17 protein-coding genes are annotated in these 22628 nt (G+C 40.5%); 12 read left to right on the top strand and 5 right to left on the bottom strand.

Annotation, left to right across the window (positions count from 1 at the left end; genetic code table 11):
* Positions 1-26 precede the first annotated feature (26 nt).
* Complete coding sequence (locus FLM47_RS09070; protein WP_055012946.1) at positions 27-815, top strand: hypothetical protein; 789 nt, start codon at positions 27-29, stop codon at positions 813-815.
* Positions 816-877: 62 nt separating this feature from the next.
* Here FLM47_RS09070 and FLM47_RS09075 read toward each other — a convergent pair whose 3' ends face one another.
* Complete coding sequence (locus FLM47_RS09075) at positions 878-1675, bottom strand: M48 family metallopeptidase (RefSeq protein WP_138571377.1); 798 nt, start codon at positions 1673-1675, stop codon at positions 878-880.
* A 170-nt stretch (positions 1676-1845) separates the two neighbouring features.
* On the opposite strand from FLM47_RS09075, the gene FLM47_RS09080 reads away from it, so the two are divergent.
* A complete protein-coding gene (locus FLM47_RS09080) occupies positions 1846-3045 on the top strand; it encodes a Bcr/CflA family efflux MFS transporter (RefSeq protein ID WP_178956217.1) in 1200 nt (399 codons plus the stop codon).
* Positions 3046-3072: 27 nt separating this feature from the next.
* On the opposite strand, the gene grpE is transcribed toward FLM47_RS09080, so the two are convergent.
* Both grpE and FLM47_RS09090 read right to left on the bottom strand, forming a co-directional pair.
* A complete protein-coding gene (grpE, locus tag FLM47_RS09085; RefSeq protein ID WP_178956218.1) occupies positions 3073-3684 on the bottom strand; it encodes a nucleotide exchange factor GrpE in 612 nt (203 codons plus the stop codon).
* 58 nt (positions 3685-3742) lie between these two features.
* On the bottom strand, positions 3743-4708 hold the full coding sequence (locus FLM47_RS09090) for an HrcA family transcriptional regulator (protein WP_054201107.1): 966 nt from the start codon (positions 4706-4708) through the stop codon (positions 3743-3745).
* Between the two features lie 167 nt (positions 4709-4875).
* On the opposite strand from FLM47_RS09090, the gene nadK reads away from it, so the two are divergent.
* The 4 genes from nadK to FLM47_RS09110 all read left to right on the top strand — a co-directional run bounded on the left by nadK (position 4876) and on the right by FLM47_RS09110 (position 8547).
* Positions 4876-5760: an NAD(+) kinase gene (gene nadK / locus FLM47_RS09095; protein ID WP_008464501.1), complete on the top strand. Its 885-nt coding sequence runs from the start codon at positions 4876-4878 to the stop codon at positions 5758-5760.
* A 115-nt stretch (positions 5761-5875) separates the two neighbouring features.
* On the top strand, positions 5876-6433 hold the full coding sequence (locus FLM47_RS09100; protein WP_178956219.1) for a hypothetical protein: 558 nt from the start codon (positions 5876-5878) through the stop codon (positions 6431-6433).
* 75 nt (positions 6434-6508) lie between these two features.
* A complete protein-coding gene (recN, locus tag FLM47_RS09105) occupies positions 6509-8182 on the top strand; it encodes a DNA repair protein RecN (protein WP_178956220.1) in 1674 nt (557 codons plus the stop codon).
* A 47-nt stretch (positions 8183-8229) separates the two neighbouring features.
* Positions 8230-8547: a hypothetical protein gene (locus tag FLM47_RS09110; protein WP_138607357.1), complete on the top strand. Its 318-nt coding sequence runs from the start codon at positions 8230-8232 to the stop codon at positions 8545-8547.
* A gap of 123 nt (positions 8548-8670) precedes the next feature.
* Here the strand turns inward: FLM47_RS09110 and FLM47_RS09115 are convergent, their stop codons facing one another.
* Positions 8671-10086 carry an FAD-dependent oxidoreductase gene (locus FLM47_RS09115; RefSeq protein WP_013465171.1) on the bottom strand — a complete coding sequence of 472 codons (1416 nt, stop codon included), beginning with the start codon at positions 10084-10086 and terminating at the stop codon, positions 8671-8673.
* A gap of 9 nt (positions 10087-10095) precedes the next feature.
* On the bottom strand, positions 10096-14553 hold the full coding sequence (gene gltB / locus FLM47_RS09120) for a glutamate synthase large subunit (RefSeq protein ID WP_178956221.1): 4458 nt from the start codon (positions 14551-14553) through the stop codon (positions 10096-10098).
* A gap of 722 nt (positions 14554-15275) precedes the next feature.
* Here gltB and FLM47_RS09125 point away from each other — a divergent pair.
* From FLM47_RS09125 to FLM47_RS09150, 6 genes are all read left to right on the top strand, one after another.
* Positions 15276-16532 (top strand): efflux RND transporter periplasmic adaptor subunit, encoded by a 1257-nt coding sequence (locus tag FLM47_RS09125; protein ID WP_138607361.1) that lies wholly within the window; start codon positions 15276-15278, stop codon positions 16530-16532.
* A gap of 35 nt (positions 16533-16567) precedes the next feature.
* The gene (locus tag FLM47_RS09130) at positions 16568-17278 is read left to right on the top strand and encodes an ABC transporter ATP-binding protein (RefSeq protein WP_013465175.1); all 711 of its coding nucleotides are present in this window, start codon (positions 16568-16570) and stop codon (positions 17276-17278) included.
* Positions 17279-17281: 3 nt separating this feature from the next.
* Complete coding sequence (locus tag FLM47_RS09135) at positions 17282-18595, top strand: ABC transporter permease (protein ID WP_010388609.1); 1314 nt, start codon at positions 17282-17284, stop codon at positions 18593-18595.
* Between the two features lie 10 nt (positions 18596-18605).
* Positions 18606-19814: an ABC transporter permease gene (locus FLM47_RS09140; RefSeq protein WP_138607367.1), complete on the top strand. Its 1209-nt coding sequence runs from the start codon at positions 18606-18608 to the stop codon at positions 19812-19814.
* Positions 19815-19899: 85 nt separating this feature from the next.
* Complete coding sequence (locus tag FLM47_RS09145) at positions 19900-21228, top strand: sigma-54 dependent transcriptional regulator (protein ID WP_178956222.1); 1329 nt, start codon at positions 19900-19902, stop codon at positions 21226-21228.
* Positions 21228-22532, top strand: coding sequence for a PAS domain-containing sensor histidine kinase (locus FLM47_RS09150; protein WP_178956223.1), 1305 nt, complete (start codon positions 21228-21230; stop codon positions 22530-22532). The genes FLM47_RS09145 and FLM47_RS09150 overlap by 1 nt, the downstream gene beginning before the upstream one ends.
* Positions 22533-22628: the final 96 nt, after the last annotated feature.

Consider the following 22628-nt stretch of genomic DNA (forward strand, 5'->3'; position numbering starts at 1 on the left):
TTCAGCGTGTCACATAAAATATGGTTATGAAAATTAAAAACTTACTTCCTCTCGTTGCACTTAGTGCGTGTGCCTTAAGTTCAACAGCTACTGCTGCTAATTGGAGCAGTACTGCGCTTCATATTAACAACGGTAATCATAAAAACCCGTTCACTGAACAAAAATCAAGCACCACGGTTTATTCATTGCAACATGCTTCAGGCCATGACTATGGGGATAACTTTTTCTTTATTGATTACAGCACTGATGGCAATGACGATAACTACCAAGATCAAGACTTTTACTTTGAAGGTTATTCTACGCTTAGCTTATCGGCCGTTATGGACGAAAAAGTAGCGTCAGGTGCGCTCGTTGATGTTGGCCTAACCATGGGTATTAATGCCGCAGGCGATGCTAAAGTTGTTAAATACTTACCGGGTGTAAAATTAAGCTGGGATGTACCTGGTTTTAATTTCTTCTCAACCCTTGTGACTGCCTACATTGATGATAGTGAAGGTGTTGCGAAAGGCGGTGCGCCAATTGAAACCAACAGCTGGATGTTTGACGTTGCTTTTGAATATCCATTTATGATTGGCTCACAAAAATTTAGTGTTAAGGGTCATGCGGAATATATTGCTGAGCGTGAAGATGAGTTTGGTAATGACGTACGCGCTTGGTTTTTAGCTCAACCTATTATTGTATGGGATATGGGGCATGCGCTAGAAATGAAAGAAAACACCTTACTGTTAGGTATGGAGTGGCAGTACTGGCATAACAAACTTGGTACAGATGTTACAGAGTCAGTTCCACAAGTACACATAGAGTGGACTTTTTAATAATTAAATACTTAACTATTAAAAAATAAAACCTGTCATTAGACAGGTTTTTTTATGGTTGATTACAACTTACACTGCGGATTTTTACCTTGTGCTTTAGCTGTTTTTTGCTCACTAAGCGCTTTACTCATTTGCGATTGTAAATTTGCAATACGGCTTGTTGGTGCTGGGTGAGTTGATAAAAACTCTGGCGTTGCCCCACTGCCCGCTTGACTCATATTTTGCCAGAGCGTAACAGACTCTTTAGGGTTGAAACCTGCTTGCGCCATTAAATCTAAACCAATAACGTCAGCTTCTGTCTCATGTGAACGACTAAACGGTAAAACCACACCATATTGAGCGCCAAGACCAAGCCCTTGCATAATTTCATTGCGGTATTGCACGTTACCCATTTCAAGCGCCGCACTGCCCACTTTCATTCCGGTTTGTAAAATAGAGCTTTGTGAAACACGTTCATTTGAGTGCTCTGCAATCACATGACCGACTTCATGACCTAAAACAGTTGCAAGCTGATCTTGATTTGTAGCAATTTTTAATAATCCAGTGTGCACGCCAATATAACCACCTGGCAATGCAAAAGCGTTTGCAGATTCATCTTCAAAGACCACCACTTCCCAATTTTGAGATGCATAATCTGTAGGAAGCACGGCTACTACTTTGTCAGCAATACAATTGACGTAACTGTTAACTTTTGGGTCTTTATTTACCGGCTGCGTTTTTTTCATTTGGGCAAAACTCGCAGTGCCCATTTGACTCATTTGTTGATCTGAGTAAAGCGCAATCTGTGTGCGTCCAGTTGGTGATGTTTTACAACCTACTAATACTGCACTGGCAAGTACTGCCAAAACCAATTTCTTCATTATAATGCCCTAAAAAAGTTTGTTACTGAGTATAGAATACCAAACGCAGTGTTAGTTTAAAATCTTTGCTTTTTGCGATTAAACAATTAAGTTAGCAGGCAAACTAAGTTTATCCAACGCCATTGCCCTGCTATACTGCCCAACCTATATTCGTTGTTTTGAGTTTTTAAATGAGCGCTTCGGCTTCTTCTTTTAATACCCGTATTTTATTGCCTTTATTAGCCAGTATTGTAGCAATCACGCCTTTAGCCATTGATATGTATTTACCGGCTATGCTGGTAATTGCCAACGATCTCAATACTAGCATGCCAAATGTTCAAATCTCGTTGAGTATCTATTTAGCAGGTTATGCATTGGGCATGTTATTTTTTGGCCCCATAGCCGATCAAATTGGCAGGCGTAAACTGGCACGAATAGGGCTCAGTTTATTTGGCTTGAGTTCACTCGCTTTAGCATTTACCACTGAAGTGCATACTTTTTGGCTGTTAAGAGCAGTACAGGCATTTACAGGGGCGGCAGCTACGGTTGTGGTTCCAGGGATTATTAGACACATATATCAAAAAAATACTGCTAAGGGTATGTCGTACGTGTCTATGATTATGATGATAGCGCCTTTACTTGCCCCCTCTATCGGCTCAGTTATTTTAGGCTTTTCGCTTTGGTCGACTATTTTTATTGTTTTAGCGGCTTATAGCTTTGTAATTTTACTTTTTGTGCAGCGTTATTTAATCGATATCCCGATATTTAAAAATGATCGAAAAGGGTTATCGCTATTCTTTTCGAGTTACAAAGTGGTATTAAGCAACCCGCACGCCCGCGCTGATATTTTAAGCTCGATGTTTGTGTCGTTTGGCTTTTTTTGCTTTTTAACCTCGGTTCCATATATTTACCTCGACTTTTTTAAAGTATCGGAACAATTGTTTGGCCTGCTATTCGCTTTTAATGTAATGGCGCTGATGTTTGGTAACTTTTTAAATACTCGCGTAGTGCCACGTATTGGCTCACGAAAAATGCTTTATTACGGGCTAATGTGTGGTTTTTTATCTGGCACAGCATTACTCAGCTTTAGTGTGTTGCATTTATCGCTTTACTTTATTGTTGCGGCTATTGCCCCGTTAATGATGAGCTTAGGCATAATAGCAAGTAATGCAGATTCATTAATTTTGATGAAGTTTGAACAAAATACCGGAACTGCTACGGCGGTTATCGGCACCTTGCGTTTTGGTAGTGGCGCATTAGTAGGCCCTATATTAGCGGTAATGCATGCACAAAGTGCGGTTCCATTTTCTAGTTTAATGTTTAGTGCGGTGGTACTGACAATACTGGTGCAGTTAATACATTATTTGAAAGACAAAAAATATGCCTCATAATGAGGCATTTTTAAATTGTATACTTAATTAAGCGTCAGCGGCTTTAGATACCATGACCATTGCAGGGCGTAATAAACGACCGTTTAATGTGTAGCCTTTTTGCATTACTGCTAAAACAGTATTTGGGGTTACATCGTTGCTTGGTTGGATTGACATTGCTTGATGAAAGTCTGGGTTAAACTGCTCACCTTGAGGGTTTACAATTTCAACACCAAATTTAGCTACCGCGTCGTTAAAGCTTTTCACTGTCATATCAATGCCTTCAAGTAAAGGCTTAAGCGTTTCATTTTCTTTATCAGAAAACTCAATAGCACGCTCTAAGTTATCTATAACAGGGAGTAATTCATTAGCAAACTTTTCTAGTGCAAATTTGTGTGCTTTTTCTACATCTTGTGCAGCGCGACGACGCATATTGTCCACATCTGCAGCAGCGCGAACTACGCTATCTTTTTGATCTGCAATAGTTTGCTTTGCAGTTTCAAGCTCGGCATATAACATAGCAATTTCTGCTTCAGGGCTTTGCTCTTGCTCGGCATGTTGCTCAGCTGCTTCAACTGCCGCCTCAACATCGGCTTCGATTTGCGTCACTTCTTCGTTCAGTTCTACTTCTTGCTCTGGGTTTTGTGTCTGCTCAGACATAAAATATACGCTCCAATTCTTTACAACTGCGGTAATTATGGGGATTGAATAAAAAGATTCAAGAGCTCAATGGCTCTAATAATTTAAATTCTTGGATTATTTTCTCTAATTGCGCTGATTTTGGACAAATAACACAAAAGCGACTCTGATATTCTTGATTTTGAAAATACGGCACACTAATCACAATGAGTTCATCGCAGCTACTGAACGGTAAGTTTTCAGTATTGAGAATAGAGACCCCATTTTTAAAAGCGAGTTTATCTTCAACAAAATTTAAAAATGATACACCAATATTAAGGCTTTGCTCACAATCTATTTTTTTATAAAGGTAGTTTTCGCCAACAACGATACTGTTATCTGAGCCTAATTTTTGGCTTAGCTCACGGGTCCATTGAGTTAAAGAGTCATGACAATTACGCGGAGCCGTATTGGCCATTGCCTGCATTCGGTAGAGGCCTTCAATTAAAGATTGTTGACTAAAAACCGTATTGAGCCAAGTAGCAAATTCATAGCGTTGGCTATCGCTAGGGTCATTAGGCTTATTAATACAAATATTGTGGCTCTGCCCTGCTCTATCTAAGAGTAAAATAAGCCAGTTGTTTGCATCAAAGTCGAGCACTTCTACCCTAAATACCTGCTGTGTTCTAACCTGCGGTAGCCCCACACAACAGCATACTTGGTAACGTTGACTCAAGCCATGCGCTAGCTCAACCAATTGTGCCTGCTCAGGTTGCCAATAATTAGCAATATCATTGAGCGTAAAAAACTCATCAAACCAATAGTCAAACCCATCATTGGTTGGCACTCGGCCAGCCGATGTATGTGGTGAATACAACAAGCCTATTTTTTCAAGGCGCGCCATCGCGTTACGCACAGTGGCAGAGCATACCGCCATACCTTTTTGCTTTGCAATTTTTGTTGACGGCACAGGTAAGCCATCGCCATTACAGTACATACTCATAACAGCGGCAAATATTTGCTGATCTCGTGGGTTTAGTTTCATGTTATCTACATCTTTATGCATAGCTGTTATATCGGGGCTAAGTATTATTATTTCAAGTATAAAAAATACAATAAATCTAAATTTTACAGTGAATTAATTAAATCCGCTGGTTATTACTAAGATCTGTGTTTTCAAACACTTCTGTTTTAGGTTACTCTACAAATATTAGAACTCTCAGTGTATTTATTATGGACTCTCCCTTTAACACTATCGGCTTGATTGGTAAGCCAAATCATCCTAATGCTGCCGCTACTTTACAACGATTACATACGTTTTTATTAGCTTTAGGCTTTGAGGTGATTGTTGAAAAACGTACAGGGAGTCAACTTAGTGATGTACCGAGTGACAAACTCGTAAAGCTCGTTGATTTAGGCGAGCGTGCCGACTTGGCGATTGTGGTTGGAGGCGATGGCAACATGCTGGGTGCTGCACGGGTACTTGCTCGCTTTGATATAGCCGTAATTGGTGTAAATAGAGGTAATTTAGGCTTTTTAACTGATTTGAATCCAGAAGGGTTTGAGGGTAGCTTAGAACAGGTACTCAGCGGTGATTACATTGAAGAAAAACGTTTTTTATTAGAAGTTGAAGTGTATCGTCATAACGAACTTAAAAGCGCTAATTCTGCAGTAAACGAAGCAGTGCTTCATGCTGATAAAGTAGCACATATGATTGAGTTTGAAGCCTTTATAAACGATGACTTTGTATTTTCTCAACGCTCCGATGGTTTGATTGTGTCGACTCCAACAGGCTCAACGGCATACTCTTTATCGGGCGGTGGGCCTATTTTAACACCAGAGCTTAATGCAATGTCACTGGTTCCGATGTTTCCACATACTTTATCAAGTCGCCCTTTAGTGGTGGATGCTGATAATGAAGTGCGTTTAAAGCTTAGTTTAGAAAATACTGATAGCTTACAAGTAAGCTGTGACAGCCATGTTGTACTCGCCGTATTACCGGGTGATGAGGTAGTTATACGTAAAGCTGACAAAAAATTACGCTTAATCCACCCAAAAAATTATTCTTATTATAATGTGCTACGTAAAAAGCTTAATTGGGGTAGTCGTCTATACTAGTTTGAACGAATTTTAATCTGAAAAAATCATTAGCCCCTAATTTTATTGCCAAAGATGCAACTTTAGCGCAAAATATTGGACTAGAAATTTTAAATATCATCAGGAAAAAGTAGTAATGAATTATGTAGTATTTCTTGCTTTATTATTATTAATTACCCTACTTGGCAGTTACATGCTAATTGAGAGTAATCGAAAAAAAACCATTGAAGCAAAGAAAAAGCTGTTTAACGAGCGCGTAGCAAGTACTCAATCACGTTTAAAAATAAAACTAAACGAGTTACTTGATGCAAAAGTAATCAGTGCTAAGCACCTTCCTAGAATTCAAGCCGTTGTTAGTAACTTTTTTGTGGTACAGCCTCACACCGATGAAAATTTAGTTAAGTTGGAATCGTTATGTAACCAACTTATTAATATACTTAATGAAGAACTTATAAAAACCTATAAAAGTAACAATAGCCAAGCATTTGCCGACAGCACTCAATATTTTATAGCAGAGTTGCCAGCTCAAGGTATTTTATACAATAAAAATTTTTACCAAGAAGTCCTTCCTACGTTAATCTTAAAGTTGAAAACTGAAGAAAACATACAACCAGTTGATAATATTGATCTTAACGATGAAACCCTCCCTATTGATGAAGAAAAAAAAACACTAATTGAGCCCAGCCTTGCTTAAAATATAGAAATTTAATTTGCAATAAACCAAAACACTGTATAAATTAACAGTTAATTCACTGGATGGATGAACAGTATGTTAATTGGTTTAGAAATTAAAAATTTTGCAATTGTAAGTAATTTAAGCACTGAATGGCATTCGGGCATGACCGCTATTACCGGTGAAACGGGTGCGGGTAAATCAATCGCTATTGATGCGTTATCACTGTGCCTTGGAGAAAGAGCAGAAGCATCTGCTGTGCGCCCGGGCACTGATAAAGCCGAGGTAAGTGCGCAATTTGATTTAAGCAATTTGCCACACGCCCATGCATTTCTAGAAGAGAACATGCTTAATAATGACGATAACGAATGTCTACTTCGTAGAGTTGTTTGCAAGAATGGCCGCAGCAAAAGCTACATTAATGGTAGCCCTGTCACCGCTGCACAGCTAAAAGAGCTAGGCCAATATTTAATTTCTATACATGGTCAACATGCACACCAGCATCTATTAAAAGCAGAGCATCAATTACAGCTACTGGATGCTTACGCCGGGCACCAAAATCTAGTTAATGCTGTAAGCCAACGCTATAAACGTTATGCTGATTTACAAAAAGAATTTAAACAACTAGAACATCAACAGCAACAACAAGCTGCGCAGAAACAGTTATTAGAATACCAAGTAGCTGAACTTGATGAATTTGCCTTGCAAACAGGTGAATTTGAACAAATAGAAGCAGAGCATTATAAGCTCAGTAATAGCCAAACTATTTTGCAATCTTGTCAGCGCGAGCTACAACACTTATACGAAAGTGATGAGCAAAATGCGTGCTCTCTTATACAACATAGCGCGCAACAATTTAATGAACTTGCACATTATGATGAAACCCTGGCCAATGTAGCAGCATTACTGACAGAAGCGGCGGTTCAAGTTGAAGAAGCAAGCAGAGAAATACGCAATTATACTGAACAAGCTGACTTAGATCCTACTCGCTTAACGGAAGTAGAAAACAGGCTCAGCGGCGCTATGGATTTAGCAAGAAAACACCATATAAAGCCACAAGAGCTCGTTGAGTTTCATCAAAATGTAACACAAGAGCTAGACTCTATAAGCAGTAATAGTTCGCGCCTCGAACAGCTTGAAGGTGAAATTACAGCAGCTCTTGAAGATTATCAAACGGCTAGTGAGGAATTAAGTGCTAGCCGTCATCAATACGCTAATACACTTAATGGCTTGATCAGCGAAAGCATGGCTAATTTATCTATGGAAAATGGCGTTTTTGAAATAGCCCTTACAGCACATACCGATCGCTCTCCAAACAGCTTAGGTTTTGATAATGTATCGTTTTTAGTATCAACAAACCCAGGGCAACCATTGCAACCTTTAGCAAAAGTAGCCTCTGGTGGTGAGCTATCACGCATTAGTTTGGCTATTCAGGTTATTATTGCCCAAAAAGTCACGACTCCTACGCTTATATTTGATGAAGTTGATGTCGGTATTTCTGGCCCAACGGCTGCTGCCGTTGGTAAACTGCTGCGCCAATTAGGTAAATCGACACAAGTAATTTGTGTAACTCATTTACCGCAAGTGGCCAGTAGTGCTCATCAGCAATTTTTTGTTGCCAAAGAAATCGCTAATGGTGAAACATTTACGCATATGCTGGCATTGAATAAAGATGGCAGGGTTAATGAAATTGCGCGCTTGCTGGGTGGTGATAACATTAGCAAAACAGCTAAAGCAAATGCGAAAGAGCTTATAAAAGCGCACGGATAAAATTATACATTTATAGTGCGTTACCTTGATACGGTGAGGATACCTTGATGCAAACAACGGTCATTTATTTTGGCTTAGCAATTAACTGGCTACTACTTATAGTTAGTGTACTTTTAGCCATGTTTAGCAAGTTTAAACATACACAATTTAAACAAGGCTTATATCGTTTTTTAAATATGGCATTGATTGTACATATTGTTATTGCTGTTATGTTAGTTTTTAGCAGCACAACTATTAGTGGCTTAATAACACTTAGTTGGTTGGTTATTAGCCTACAGCTTGTTTGTAACATTATCTGCTATAAAAGTGTGAAACGTCGACAAGCCAGAGTGAAATCGAGCCTTGATCACTTCTCGATGGATTAACTAACATAGCGTTTAAAAATGCCCGCAACCTGTGTATTGCGGGCATTTTTATTTGTAAAACTGAGGGAATAAAAAAGCAAACCCGAAGGTTTGCTTTTGACTCCATTCTAACAAAAGAATTATTTACACTTTTAAATAATCCATAATGCCTTCTGCAGCATTACGCCCCTCAAATATAGCAGTAACCACTAAGTCTGAACCACGAACAATATCACCACCAGCAAATATTTTAGGGTTGGTAGTTTGATGAGTAAATTCACCTTGTTCAGGTGCATTAATACCGCCCCAGTGGTTAATTTCTACATCGTACTGTTCTAACCAGTCCATTTTATGAGGCTTAAAGCCAAATGCCATAATCACTTGTGTAGCTTCAATAATGTGCTCTGATCCGGGTACTTCCTCAGCGCGACGACGGCCATTTTCATCTGCCTCGCCAAGCTGAGTTTTTACCATTTTAACGCCGGCTACAGCACCTTTGTCATCAAGTACAATCCCTTTAGGCTGAACGTTATAAGTAAAAATTACGCCCTCTTCTTTTGCATTTTTTACTTCGCGTTTTGAACCAGGCATGTTCTCTTCATCACGACGATAAGCACACGTTACTTTTAACGCGTTATGACGAATGGAGGTACGCACACAGTCCATTGCTGTATCACCACCACCTAGTACCACTACTTTTTGGTTTGCCATATCAATGCAAGCTTGTTTAGACTCATCGTAACCCATAACACGATTAGTGTTACCAATTAAGAATGGCAGGGCATCATGCACACCCGGAGCATCTTCGTTTTCAAGCCCCGCACGCATACTCTGATAAGTCCCCACTCCCAAAAATACGGCGTCATACTCATTAAGTATTTCATCCATGCTAATGTCTTTACCCACTTCAACATTAAGCTTAAATTCAACACCCATTTCAGTAAATATTTCGCGACGTTTTTGCATGACTTCTTTTTCTAATTTAAAAGAAGGTATACCAAAAGTTAACAGTCCACCAATTTCTGGGTGACGGTCAAAGACCACAGGCTTAACGCCGTTGCGTACTAAAATATCAGCACAGCCTAACCCTGCGGGTCCTGCGCCGATAATGGCAACTTTTTTATCAGTCCATGTCACATAGGACATGTCTGGCTTCCAGCCCATTTTGAACGCGGTATCGGTGATGTACTTTTCAATATTACCAATTGTTACCGCACCAAATTCTTCATCTAATGTACATGAGCCTTCACATAAGCGATCTTGCGGGCATACTCGACCACACACTTCAGGCAAACTGTTAGTACGGTGCGAAAGCTCAGCCGCCTCTAAAATGCGCCCTGTACGGATCAGTTTTAACCATTGTGGAATATAGTTATGTACTGGACATTTCCACTCACAATAAGGATTACCGCAATCAAGACAACGATCTGCCTGTGAATTAACCTGATTTTCTGAAAAGGGTTCATAAATTTCTACGAACGATTTTTTACGTGACGAGATTGGTTTTTTGCGTGGGTCTACACGCTGCACGTCTATAAATTGATATACATTTTCGCTCATACTGCCCCCTTATTGCGCCTGAACACGAAGTTCGGCGCTACTGCGAGCACGATGCCCGAGTAAACTTTTTACGTCACTTGATTTAGGTTTTACTAATTTGAACATCGGTAAATAAAGTTCAAAATTAGCTAAAATAGTTTCTGCTCTACATGAGCCTGTTAGTTCTAAATGATCAGCAATTAAGCCGCGTAAATGCTCTTGATGTGAACTCAAATCATCTAAAGTAACCACTTCAACCAACTCTGGGTTAATGCGTTTCTCAAAATCACCTCGTTCATCTAAAATATAAGCAAAACCACCGGTCATACCTGCACCAAAGTTAACCCCTACATTACCAAGTACACATACCACACCACCGGTCATATATTCACAACCATTATCACCAACACCTTCAACAACAGCTTGCACACCCGAATTACGCACAGCAAAACGCTCACCAGCACATCCGGCTGCAAACAATTTACCGCCAGTGGCACCATATAAACAGGTATTACCTACGATGGTTGCTTTGTGACTTTCAAATGACGAACCCAGTGGTGGGCGAACGACTAGCTTACCGCCCGCCATTCCTTTACCAACGTAATCGTTGGCATCACCAACTAAAGTCATTTCAAGGCCGCCAGCGTTCCATACCCCGAATGACTGGCCAGCGGTACCATGAAGCTCAATCACTACGGGATCTGCTGCCATACCTTGATTACCGTGCTTATCAGCAATATAACCAGAAAGCATTGCGCCAACAGATCTATCGGTATTACATATACGGCTCACTAATGAAATGCCGCTTGAGTTATCAATTGCCTCTTGTGCCTTGCCGAGTAAGCTCTCATTTAACTCACCTAAATAGTGCGAGCTATTTGGTGTACTGCAAAACAATGTTTCACCCGTAGGGTTGTTTGGCTGAGCGATAACCGCTGATAAATCTATTTTTTGCTGCTTGGCTGTTTTGCCTTCAATGGCTTCGAGTAAATCTAAGCGACCAATCAAATCGGTTAGGTTTGCAACACCTAAACTTGCCATAATTTCACGCGCTTCTTGAGCTATAAACTTAAAGTAGTTCATCGCCATTTCTGGTAAGCCATGATAGTGCTTTTGACGCAATGTATCGTCTTGAGTTGCTACACCGGTAGCACAGTTATTTAAGTGACAAATTCGTAAGTATTTACAGCCTAACGCCACCATAGGCCCGGTACCAAAACCAAAACTTTCAGCGCCTAAAATGGCTGCTTTGATGATATCAAGCCCGGTTTTTAACCCCCCATCTGTTTGCAGGCGAATACGATGACGAAGGCCATTTTCGACAAGTGCTTGTTGCGTTTCTGCAAGGCCAAGCTCCCATGGGCTGCCTGCATATTTAACCGAGGTTAAGGGACTTGCACCTGTGCCACCATCGTAGCCTGAGATAGTAATTAGATCGGCATACGCTTTTGCAACACCGGTTGCAATTGTTCCTACGCCCGGTTCAGACACCAGTTTTACCGAAATCAGTGCCTTTGGATTTACTTGCTTTAAATCAAAAATAAGCTGGGCTAAATCTTCAATAGAGTAAATATCGTGATGCGGCGGCGGTGAAATTAGTGTCACGCCTGGTACAGAGTAACGAAGCTTAGCAATATAAGGCGTTACTTTTTCACCCGGTAACTGCCCGCCTTCTCCTGGCTTAGCGCCTTGAGCCACTTTTATTTGAATGACATCCGCACTGCGTAAATAATGAGGTGTTACACCAAATCGACCTGAGGCCACTTGTTTAATCCGTGAATTTTTTTCTGTACCGTAACGAAGTTTATCTTCGCCACCTTCGCCAGAATTTGAGCAACCACCTAAACGATTCATGGCAATGGCTAGTGCTTCATGCGCCTCTGGTGATAATGCACCAATACTCATCGCTGCAGAATCAAAACGTTTATAAAGCTCAGTGGCAGGCTCTACCTCATCAATGCTTATACCCTTTTCTGGCAGTTTTAAAGCCAACATATCGCGCAAAGTCGCGACTGGACGGTGATTAACTAGCTTTGCGTATTCGCTGTAATCACTGTACTGACCGCTTCGTACTGCTTTTTGTAACGTTTGAATCACATCAGGGTTGTAAGCATGATACTCGCCGCCGTGTACGTACTTAAATAAGCCACCATGGCTTAGTAATTTACGTTTACTAAGCGCTAGTTTGTGCAAGCTTTGCTGATCGTCATCAAAGTCGCTAAAACACGCCCCTTTTATGCGACTTGCAACGCCCTTAAAACACATCTCAACAATCGCGTCAGATAGACCAACCGCTTCAAACAACATCGAACAACGATATGAAGCCACGGTGCTAATACCCATTTTCGACATGATTTTGTACAAGCCTTTATTAATTGCTTGACGATAAGCCAGTGTCACTTCGCAGTATGACTTATTAATTACCTTGCTATCGCTCATGGCCACAAGTGACTCATACGCTAAATACGGGTAGATTGCGGTTGCACCGAAGCCAAGTAGAACAGCAAATTGATGCGCGTCACGAACGCTACCGGTTTCAATAATGATGTTAGACTCACAGCGTAAGTTATTATCTACCAAGCGTTTTTGTACCGCACCCACCGCCATAGCTGCAGGAATAGGTAATTGATTGTCATCAAAGTTACGATCCGTTAATACCAGCATAATGCAGCCTGATGCTGCTTTTTCTTGTGCTTCATCACAAACACGCTTAACGGCGTTTTCAAGTCCTTCTTCTATGGTGTAAGTAATGTCAATCTTACAGTAACTGTAGTGTGCTTCATCGGCATTGAGTAGCTGCTGCATGTCAGCATACATTAAAATAGGGGTATCAAATTGCAGGCGTTTAGCATGCCCTGTCGTTTCATTAAATACGTTTTGTTCACTGCCAATACACGTTGCCAACGACATTACATGGTTTTCACGTAACGGATCGATTGGCGGATTAGTCACTTGGGCAAACTTCTGGCGGAAATAATCGTAAAGTGAACGATGCCCTTCGCTTAGGACGGCAAACGGCGTATCGTCACCCATTGAACCGGTAGCTTCTTGACCATTTTCACCCATAACACGAATAACACTGTCTAGCTCTTCATTAGTATAGCCAAACATCTTTTGATATTTGGCTAGAGTTGCATCATCGAATGAGCGATTACCTGCATCTTGCTCAGTCAGTGCTTCAAAAGGTGTTAAGCGTTTAACGTTTTCTTCTAACCACGATTTATAAGGGTGGCGTGATTTTAAATCTTGGTCAATTTCATCTGAATGCCAAATTTTTCCGAGTTTGGTATCAATAACCAGTAGCTCGCCTGGGCCAACACGTCCTTTTTCTACCACCTCATCAGCGGTGTAATCCCAAATTCCCACCTCAGAAGCTAAAGTAATAAAGCCATCTTGAGTAATAATATAACGCGCAGGGCGCAGACCATTACGGTCTAGGTTACAGGCTGCAAAGCGCCCATCAGACATAACGATGCCTGCAGGGCCATCCCACGGTTCCATATGCATAGAGTTAAAATCATAGAACGCACGTAAGTCGTCATCCATAGCTCGATTTTTTTGCCATGCTGGCGGCACTAGCATGCGCATCGCACGGAATAAATCCATACCACCAGCTAAAAATAGCTCCAGCATATTATCGAGGCTAGATGAGTCAGACCCTGTCTCATTAACAAACGGCGCTGCGCTTTGTAAATCAGGAATAAGTGGCGAAGCAAATTTATAAGAACGGGCACGTGCCCATTGGCGGTTACCTTCAATAGTATTAATTTCACCATTATGTGCTAAATAACGAAATGGTTGCGCTAAAGGCCAGCGAGGCTGTGTGTTTGTAGAGAAGCGTTGATGAAAAACACAAATAGCACTGGTCATGCGAATATCCGCAAGATCAAGGTAAAAATTAGGCAAGTCAGCAGGCATCATTAAGCCTTTATATATTGTGACTAACCCAGATAAGCTCGCAATATAAAATGATTCATCGTCCATTAGACGCTTTTCTGCACGACGACGTGCAACATACAAGCGGCGTTCTAAATCTTTAGAACGCCAACCTTCTGGCGCACTAATAAAAATTTGTTCAAAACCTGGCAATTGTTTTAGAGCAATAGGTCCTAACATTGATGGATCAGTTGGAACCACACGCCAGCCCAAAATATTTAGCGTTTCTTTTTCTAGTTCTTCGCTTAAAACATCTTTGGCTGCTTGTGCTAGTACCGGATCAGCATTGAGGAAAATCATCCCAACGGCGTAATTTTTACCTAAATGCCAATTATTCTCGGCAGCAATAGCCCGAAAGAAGCTGTCTGGTTTTTGTAATAACAAGCCACAACCATCACCCGTTTTACCATCAGCAGAAATACCACCGCGGTGCTGCATGCGATCTAAACCGGTGATCGCCGTACGAATGAGTCGGTGACTCGCTTGGTTATTAACTTGGGCTATTAAGCCAAAGCCACAATTATCTTTTTCTAGTTTTGAGTCATATAACATGGACCCCTCCCCTTGCTGCGCTGTTAACGTGGATGAACGGCTCGACGATTTGCTAACAGACGAACAAAATTAGCGTTATTCCACCCTTGAGTCAATATTTTTATGAATACATATTCATTATATTGAATATATTTCAACTTAATTAAAAATCATAAAATAATGCCACCCATTAACATTTGCATAGATATCGAATCGAAAAATAGATTGACACCGGTGTTATTTTTAAAAACTTGTAAACAAAAAGCATGTGCGACTAGCAGTTTACGTAAACGTAAGGTGAGCCCAAAATGAATAACTATTCATTATGGGCTATTTCCTCTTTTGTGCTGTATTAGTAATTCATCTGAACACGACATTTAATTACAGCGGCTTCTATTAGCGCATAGTTTATTCAATAGATTTAAACGCTCCCCTCATGTTATGCATTAATTAACAACTTGCTTTGCTTTACGTTGAGATAACCTCATCCCATAGACAAATCAAAAAAGTGCCCGCAGCGGACACTTTTTATGTCCGCGGACATGTAAAACAACAAGGGTAAAGTTAAAAACCGAATAAATTCAATAAGATAAAAAATGGCATGCTATTCGAATACAGCATAACTATATAAATTTTGAGGATGTTCGAATGTTTACTATTGGCTTATTTTTAATTTCACCAATTATTCTATTTATTGCCTCGCTAATGATTACTGTGTTTGAAAAACACTAAGAGAATGAATAATGATTAAAGACACTAGCGGGCAAGACACGCAAATCTCACGACCTATAAATTTTAAAAAATACATCAGGCTGTTTATATTTATTGTGGGCCTAGTTGCTCTATGTGTATATGCACTATTAAATGCTGATCAAGAAGGTACTATCTCGGTTGATAGAGTAAGCCTACAAATAGCCACGGTGGTGCGCCAATCGCTAATACGCGATGTTGCAGCCAGCGGTAAAATTGTGGCCGCCAGAGCACCAAAAGTTTACAGCCCTGAACGAGGCTTTGTTTCATTGAAGGTTAATGCTGGTGACTCAGTAAAACTGCATGATGTAATAGCCATGGTTGATAGTCCTGAGCTCACAAACGAATTAAAGCAGCAACAGTCTGTTTTAGCTCGTCTTGAGGGCGAGCTACAACGTAAACACCTTGAGGCACGCCGCCAATCATTAAGCTTAAATAAAGCACTTGATCTAGCACAAGTAGAGTTAAACGCTGCCGATAGAGAAAATCGCAGAGCGGCCTTATCAATGCAAAAAAATGTGATCAGTCAAATTGATCACGAAAAAGCCATTGATGAGCTTGCCCGTGCAAAACTCTCTTATAAACATGCAGAGCAAGAAGTTGAATTGTCCAAAGATACACTTGCTTTTGAACTACAGGCCGCTAAACGAGATGTCACTCGTCAACAACTGATTGTCGATGATCTACTTCGTAAAGTTAATAACTTAACAATTAAAGCCACTGTGTCAGGGATTGTAGGTAACTTACTAGTTCAACAAAGAGAAGCGGTAACACAAAGCCAACCATTAATGACTTTAGTTGATTTGAGTAATTTTGAAGCAGAGCTACAAGTCCCTGAAAGTTATGCAAATGAGCTTGGTTTAGGTATGGACGTAGAGATAACAATGGGCGCTAGCAAAGTGATGGGCGCCCTCTCTGCCATTTCACCAGAAGTAAATAATAGAGAAGTCACAACGCGTGTACGTTTTGACAAAGACATGACGGGTATCAGACAAAACCAACGATTAACAGCCCGTATTTTATTAGAAAATCGTGACGATGTTTTACAAGTTAAGCGTGGGGCATTTTTACAACAAGGCGGTACACAGGTTTATAAAATTACCGGTGATACAGCTCAGCTCATTGATATTTCAATTGGTGCAACCAGCATTGATGCGGTTGAGTTAATTTCAGGGGTTCAAGCTGGCGATGAATTGATTATTTCAAGCTATAACAGTTTCAAACACACACACACATTATTACTTCGCTAACAATCGCGTAGAACCAAACAACAAAAGGAAAAAGCATGTTAAAGATGAATAATATAAGTAAAGTATATCAAACAGAAATGGTTCAAACCCATGCATTACGTGATTTTAATCTACACGTTGATGAAGGCGAATTTATTGCTGTTACAGGCCCTAGCGGGTCAGGAAAAACGACCTTTTTAAATATAGCTGGAATGTTAGAACCCTTCTCTGCAGGTGAATATTTACTTGATGGAATTGATGTAGGTAAGTTAAACGATAACCAGCGCGCAGATTGTCGAAATCAAAAAATAGGCTTTATCTTCCAAGGGTTCAATTTAATACCTGACTTAAACTTATATGAAAATATTGAAGTACCGCTACGTTATAGAGGTATTAAAGCCGCAGAGCGTAAACGTCGCATTGAAAAATGTTTAGAACAAGTTGGTCTTGCCTCTCGGGCAAAACATTTGCCACAGCAACTCTCTGGCGGACAGCAACAACGAGTGGCCATAGCACGCGCGCTTGCTGGCGAGCCACGATTTTTATTAGCCGATGAACCTACCGGTAATCTCGACAGCCTTATGGCTCGTCAAGTAATGGAGCTGCTTGAACAAATCAATCGCGATGGCGCAACCATTGTCATGGTCACCCATGATGCAGAACTTGCTCGGCGTGCCCCTCGAAACATTCAAGTTGTCGACGGTCAACTTGCTGATTTCACCTTGTACCAAGGTGCACAAAACCTTAAAAATGTTGCTGGAGCGTAAGCCATGCTATTACATTACCTAGATTTAAGTTGGCGTAGCTTTAAGCGCACTCCTCTGGTGAGTTTCTTAATGGTGCTGGCGATTGCCATTGGGATTGGTGTAACCATGACCAGTTTAAGCGTTTATCATATGATGTCGGCAGACCCTATCCCACATAAGAGCAGTCAATTGTATAACGTACAATTACAAACCATGGATGAAGGTCACACGTGGTGGACGGGTGACGATATCCCCATGCAATTGACTTATCAAGATGCCGTAAATTTACATAATGCGCCTACTCCAGATAAAAAAGTGGCCATGATGCGCACTGGCTTCTCGGTGTATTTAGACTCAGATAAAGTTAAGCCGTTTACTGGTGAAGCACGCATGACCACACCCGATTTTTTTAGCATGTTTGATGTGCCATTTATTTATGGCGGTGTGTGGAGTGTACAACAAGAGCAATCTGCAGCCCCTGTTTTGGTGATTTCAAAAGAGCTGAACGATAAGTTGTTTGCGGGTGAAAACTCCATCGGCAAACTAGTCTATTTGGATGACGATAGCTACCAAATTGTCGGTGTTATTGATGACTGGCCCCTCAACCTTAAATATTACGATTTAAATAACGGCGCTTTTGATAAAATAGCAGACCTATTTTTACCCTTTAGTTTAATTAAAGCAAAAGAGCTCACCAGCTGGGGCAATAGCAATGGCTGGAAACATGAAAATATAAATACCTATGCCGATAGATTGCAATCGGAAATAGTGTGGATCCAATTTTGGGCTCAGCTTGATACACCAGAGCAAAAAACCGCTTACGGTGATTACCTCACCTCTTACATTGAAGAGCAAAAAAAACGTGGCCGCTTCACGCGAGAGAAACCTGAATATAGCCTACGTGATGTAAACCAATGGATGGAATACAACAATGTCGTTAGTGAAGATAACAAAATACTGGTTAGTTTAAGCTTTATGTTTTTAGCGGTGTGTTTAGCTAATATTTTAGGATTATTACTAGCAAAGTTTTTACGCCGTGCTCCAGAAGTCGGCGTGCGTCGAGCACTCGGGGCAAGTAAGCGACAAGTCTTTCTACAGCATTTAGTAGAAGTAGCCATGCTTGGTTTTATCGGCGGGTTGCTCGGTATTGTACTTGCACAAATTGGCCTTCTCGGGGTAAGGCAAAGTTACGAATATTACAAAAACATAGCCACGATGGATTTAGCCATGTTATTAAGTGCCCCAGTTATCGCAATAACTACTTGCATTATTGCTGGGCTTTACCCTGCTTGGCTAGTGTGTAAAACCAACCCTGCCATTTACCTGAAGAGCCAATGAGGAGCTAATCATGTTAGAAATAAAACCGATATTTCATGCCCTTTGCCGCTCAAAGGTAGGCGCAATATTACTTTTAATTCAAATTGCAATTACGACAGCCATTGTCAGCAATGCGGCGTTTATCATTCAAGATAGAATCGCTTTTTTAAACCAAGAAACCGGCTATCCAGAGCAAGACTTGTTTAAGTTCAATGTGATGACCTTTGGGAAAGACGTTGATGCTAGCCAGCAGTTTGAACTAGATGAAGCCATGTTAAGAGCCCTACCAGGGGTTGAGAGTGCAGCGCAAAGTAGCAGTATTCCGTTATCTGGTAGTGGCAGCGCTTCCGGCTTTAATTTAAAACCTGCACCACAAGAAAGCAAAAATGTGCGCACTGCTTACTTTTTTATTGATGAGCACGGCCTAGACACATATGGCGTAAAATTAATTGCTGGGCGTAATTTTACTGAGGCTGAAGTACTCATTACAAATTCACCGACAGATAGAACAACTAATGTCACTGTCGTTACTGAGGCGTTAGCCAATGAGCTTTTCCCTGAGGGCAATGGCCTTGGTAAGACCGTTTATTTTGGTGACTTACCCCTACAAATTATTGGGATCACAGCGCCAATGAAAGGCCCTTGGCTAAAAGATAGTCACCCCAATAATGTCGCGCTTATTCCGTATATTCAAGGCAAAACTTACGCACAATTTGCTGTAAGAACAAAGCCAGGACAACGCGCAGCTGTAATGAAACAAATCGAAAATGCGATGCTAAATAATTATAGCAAGCGGGTGATCAACAATATTAAAGGTCTTGATGAACTTAAAGATCAATATATGGCTGCAGATAAACTTATGATGCGTATGTTAATTGTGCTCATAACCATACTGGTATTGGTAACCGCACTGGGCATTTTTGGTTTGACGCTATTTAATATAAACAAACGTACCAAGCAAATTGGAACCCGTCGTGCTTTAGGCGCTCGTAAATCTGCAATTGTTAATTATTTTTTAGTTGAAAATGCGCTGATTTGCATTGCTGGCTTATTTTTAGGTGCTATTTCAGCACTTTTACTCGGTCAGTTATTAATGCAACATTTTTCAATAGCGGCATTACCATCAAGTTATATTGCTGTCACGGCAGTCATGGTGTTTACAATGAGTCTTTTGGCTGTATTTGGCCCAGCTAAACGCGCGGCAAATATTTCGCCGAGTATCGCAACCCGAACCATATAGCACAGCTCCCAACCTATGCTACACTGGCTAAACGCGGTGTAGCATTTTCAATATTTAAATAATAATAAACAGCGATTAAATTAACATGGAAAAAATACTTATCGTTGATGATAATCCTGCAATTTTAGATGCTTTGTCATTATTGCTAGAGATTCACGACTATAAAGTGGTTACTGCAAATAGCCCATTTGAAGCTATTCAAATTGTGCAATACCAGCGTATTGCACTTGTACTTCAAGATATGAACTTTAGTAACGACACAACTTCAGGAGAAGAGGGAAAGTTACTCTTTTATCAACTTAGAGAGCTAAATCCCCATCTGCCCATTATTCTGATCACTGCATGGACTGAGCTTGAAACAGCCGTTGAACTTGTCAAAGCCGGTGCGGCTGATTATTTACCAAAACCATGGGATGATGCCAAGCTTCTTACCTGTGTTAATAACCTAATTGAACTAGGAAAGACAAAAAAACAAAATCAAACCTTATTGCGCCACCAGCAAGAGCGTGAGGCATCTATAGAAAATGCTAATTTAGTAGGTTTAATTTATCGCAGTACGGCGATGGAGCAATTAGTTAAAATGGCATTACAAGTCGCCAAATCTGATGTCTCTGTATTAATAACAGGCCCAAATGGCAGTGGTAAAGAGCGCATAGCACAAATTATTCAAGCAAACTCACCTCGCCAAAATGCTGCGTTTATTACGGTCAATGCAGGTGCCCTTCCCCATCAACTAATAGAAGCAGAATTATTTGGTGCAGAAGCAGGTGCTTTTACAGGGATCACAAAACAAAGGATTGGTCGATTTGAAGCGGCTGATGGTGGCACATTATTTTTAGATGAAATAGGTAATCTCCCTTTATCAGGACAAATGAAGCTCCTACGGATTTTACAAACGGGAGAATTCGAGCGCTTAGGTTCAACCCAGACCCGAAAAGTTAATGTCCGTGTAATATCAGCGACCAATGAAAACCTAACAGATGCAATCAGCAAAGGGCTGTTTAGAGAAGACTTATACTACCGCTTAAATGTAATTGAACTTAACCTGCCAAGTCTTAATCAGCGACCGGATGACATACTTCCTCTTATTCATCATTTTTTAGTAGAACGTGAGCTGGACTTACAATGCGAAAACCTACTTTTAGCCCATTCATGGCCCGGTAATGTTCGTGAACTTGAAAATGCATGTAAACGTGTCAGTGTGCTCAAACCCAGCGGTGAGATAAGCATCGACGACTTTGGTTTAACTCCTATTACGCCTCAAACACACACTCAAAAAGTAGAGCCTAACAAACAACAAATTGAGGATGCCATGCGTTTACATAAAGGGGTGATTGCCAAAGTAGCACGTGAGTTTGGCCTCAGCCGACAAGCACTCTACCGTCGTCTTGATAAGTTTGAGATTGCCTACTGATGAAAAAATCAAGATACCGCTTCTCTTTAACTTCTAAAGTGATTTTAGTATGTGTATTTTCCTCTGTGATCCCTGTTTTTATCTGTTGTTGGCTGCTGGGTGTTGACGCTATAAAAACAACAGTAAGTGTCATTTTCACAGCCGCGCTAAGTAGCTTATTGGCTCATCGACTCAGCGGTAAACTGGTCCAAGGTATTACTTCATTAGAAACTGGCTTATTAAATTTTAAAGATGGGGAACTATCGACTTTACTGGCCTATAACCATAATGATGAATTAGGTCATTTGTGCCAGCTTTACAACAAAACTGCAAAGCAATTAAGACAAGAAAAACAATGGGTTTACCAACGAGAGTTGATGCTTGATAAGGTATTACAAAACGCCCCTCAAGCTGTATTATTGGTAAATGACAATGATTTTATTGTTTATAGTAACCATAGTGCGAGAGATTTTTTTAATGCAAGTACAGCCCTAGAAGGCGAAAAAATATCACCATTATTGTCTAAAGCCCCACAGCAAATAATTAATGCCGTTAATAAAGGCGTAGATGGTTTATTTATTCTCGATAAAGCAGAACAAGAACCGCAAACATGGCATCTTTCAATGGGTCGCTTATTGCTTAACAACCAACACCACAGGTTGTTTGTATTTAAACAATTGACCCGCGAATTGAGCCGCCAAGAAGTTGAAGTTTGGAAAAAGGTTATTAGGATCATTAGCCATGAACTCAATAACTCACTAGGTCCAATGTCATCCATGTTACATAGTGCACAGCTGTTAACGCAAAAAGTGGATGAACCTCGTTTACAACGCGTTTTCACTACCATTGAAGAGCGAATAAAGCATTTAAACGAGTTCGTTCAAGGCTATGGAAAGTTTGCTAAACTACCACCACCTAAAATAACAACGGTTGATTGGCATTCATTACTCGATCAATTACAAAGCCAATGGCAATTTAATTTCGACCTTCAAAAAGATATCATCACACGAGCCGATCAAACCCAAATAGAACAATTGCTCATTAACCTGTTGAAAAACGCACATGAATCAGAGTCGCTAGCAGAGCATATTAGTTTAAAAATAACACAAGATAACCTCGGCACTCATATTAATGTGAGCGATCAAGGAAAAGGCATGAGTGAAACGGTTATGGCCAGTGCTCTCATCCCTTTTTATTCTACCAAGGCAGCTGGAAGTGGATTAGGGTTGGCACTGTGTCGAGAAATTGTTGAAGCCCATCATGGGCAAATTAGCCTGCATAATCGTGAAATCGGCGGGATCAGTGTTTTTGTAAGTTTACCCTGATAACTGCTTATTTAAGAATGAAAACTTGTCCAATTTATGGGCGATTAAATCGCGCTCTGAAGTTTGCGGCTTTGTAAGCTACGAAAAAACGAGTAA

This window comes from Pseudoalteromonas sp. Scap06, from assembly GCF_013394165.1.
Lineage (GTDB): Bacteria > Pseudomonadota > Gammaproteobacteria > Enterobacterales > Alteromonadaceae > Pseudoalteromonas.

What these genes read in the sequence shown, in the direction of transcription:
- FLM47_RS09115 (WP_013465171.1), bottom strand. Translation starts at nt 10,086, where the DNA reads ATGAGCGAAAATGTATATCAATTTATAGACGTGCAGCGTGTAGACCCA.
- FLM47_RS09150 (WP_178956223.1), top strand. Translation starts at nt 21,228, where the DNA reads ATGAAAAAATCAAGATACCGCTTCTCTTTAACTTCTAAAGTGATTTTA.
- FLM47_RS09110 (WP_138607357.1), top strand. Translation starts at nt 8,230, where the DNA reads ATGCAAACAACGGTCATTTATTTTGGCTTAGCAATTAACTGGCTACTA.
- FLM47_RS09075 (WP_138571377.1), bottom strand. Translation starts at nt 1,675, where the DNA reads ATGAAGAAATTGGTTTTGGCAGTACTTGCCAGTGCAGTATTAGTAGGT.
- FLM47_RS09090 (WP_054201107.1), bottom strand. Translation starts at nt 4,708, where the DNA reads ATGCATAAAGATGTAGATAACATGAAACTAAACCCACGAGATCAGCAA.
- FLM47_RS09080 (WP_178956217.1), top strand. Translation starts at nt 1,846, where the DNA reads ATGAGCGCTTCGGCTTCTTCTTTTAATACCCGTATTTTATTGCCTTTA.
- FLM47_RS09145 (WP_178956222.1), top strand. Translation starts at nt 19,900, where the DNA reads ATGGAAAAAATACTTATCGTTGATGATAATCCTGCAATTTTAGATGCT.
- gltB (WP_178956221.1), bottom strand. Translation starts at nt 14,553, where the DNA reads ATGTTATATGACTCAAAACTAGAAAAAGATAATTGTGGCTTTGGCTTA.
- FLM47_RS09135 (WP_010388609.1), top strand. Translation starts at nt 17,282, where the DNA reads ATGCTATTACATTACCTAGATTTAAGTTGGCGTAGCTTTAAGCGCACT.
- recN (WP_178956220.1), top strand. Translation starts at nt 6,509, where the DNA reads ATGTTAATTGGTTTAGAAATTAAAAATTTTGCAATTGTAAGTAATTTA.
- FLM47_RS09130 (WP_013465175.1), top strand. Translation starts at nt 16,568, where the DNA reads ATGTTAAAGATGAATAATATAAGTAAAGTATATCAAACAGAAATGGTT.
- FLM47_RS09140 (WP_138607367.1), top strand. Translation starts at nt 18,606, where the DNA reads ATGTTAGAAATAAAACCGATATTTCATGCCCTTTGCCGCTCAAAGGTA.
- FLM47_RS09070 (WP_055012946.1), top strand. Translation starts at nt 27, where the DNA reads ATGAAAATTAAAAACTTACTTCCTCTCGTTGCACTTAGTGCGTGTGCC.
- FLM47_RS09125 (WP_138607361.1), top strand. Translation starts at nt 15,276, where the DNA reads ATGATTAAAGACACTAGCGGGCAAGACACGCAAATCTCACGACCTATA.
- FLM47_RS09100 (WP_178956219.1), top strand. Translation starts at nt 5,876, where the DNA reads ATGAATTATGTAGTATTTCTTGCTTTATTATTATTAATTACCCTACTT.
- nadK (WP_008464501.1), top strand. Translation starts at nt 4,876, where the DNA reads ATGGACTCTCCCTTTAACACTATCGGCTTGATTGGTAAGCCAAATCAT.
- grpE (WP_178956218.1), bottom strand. Translation starts at nt 3,684, where the DNA reads ATGTCTGAGCAGACACAAAACCCAGAGCAAGAAGTAGAACTGAACGAA.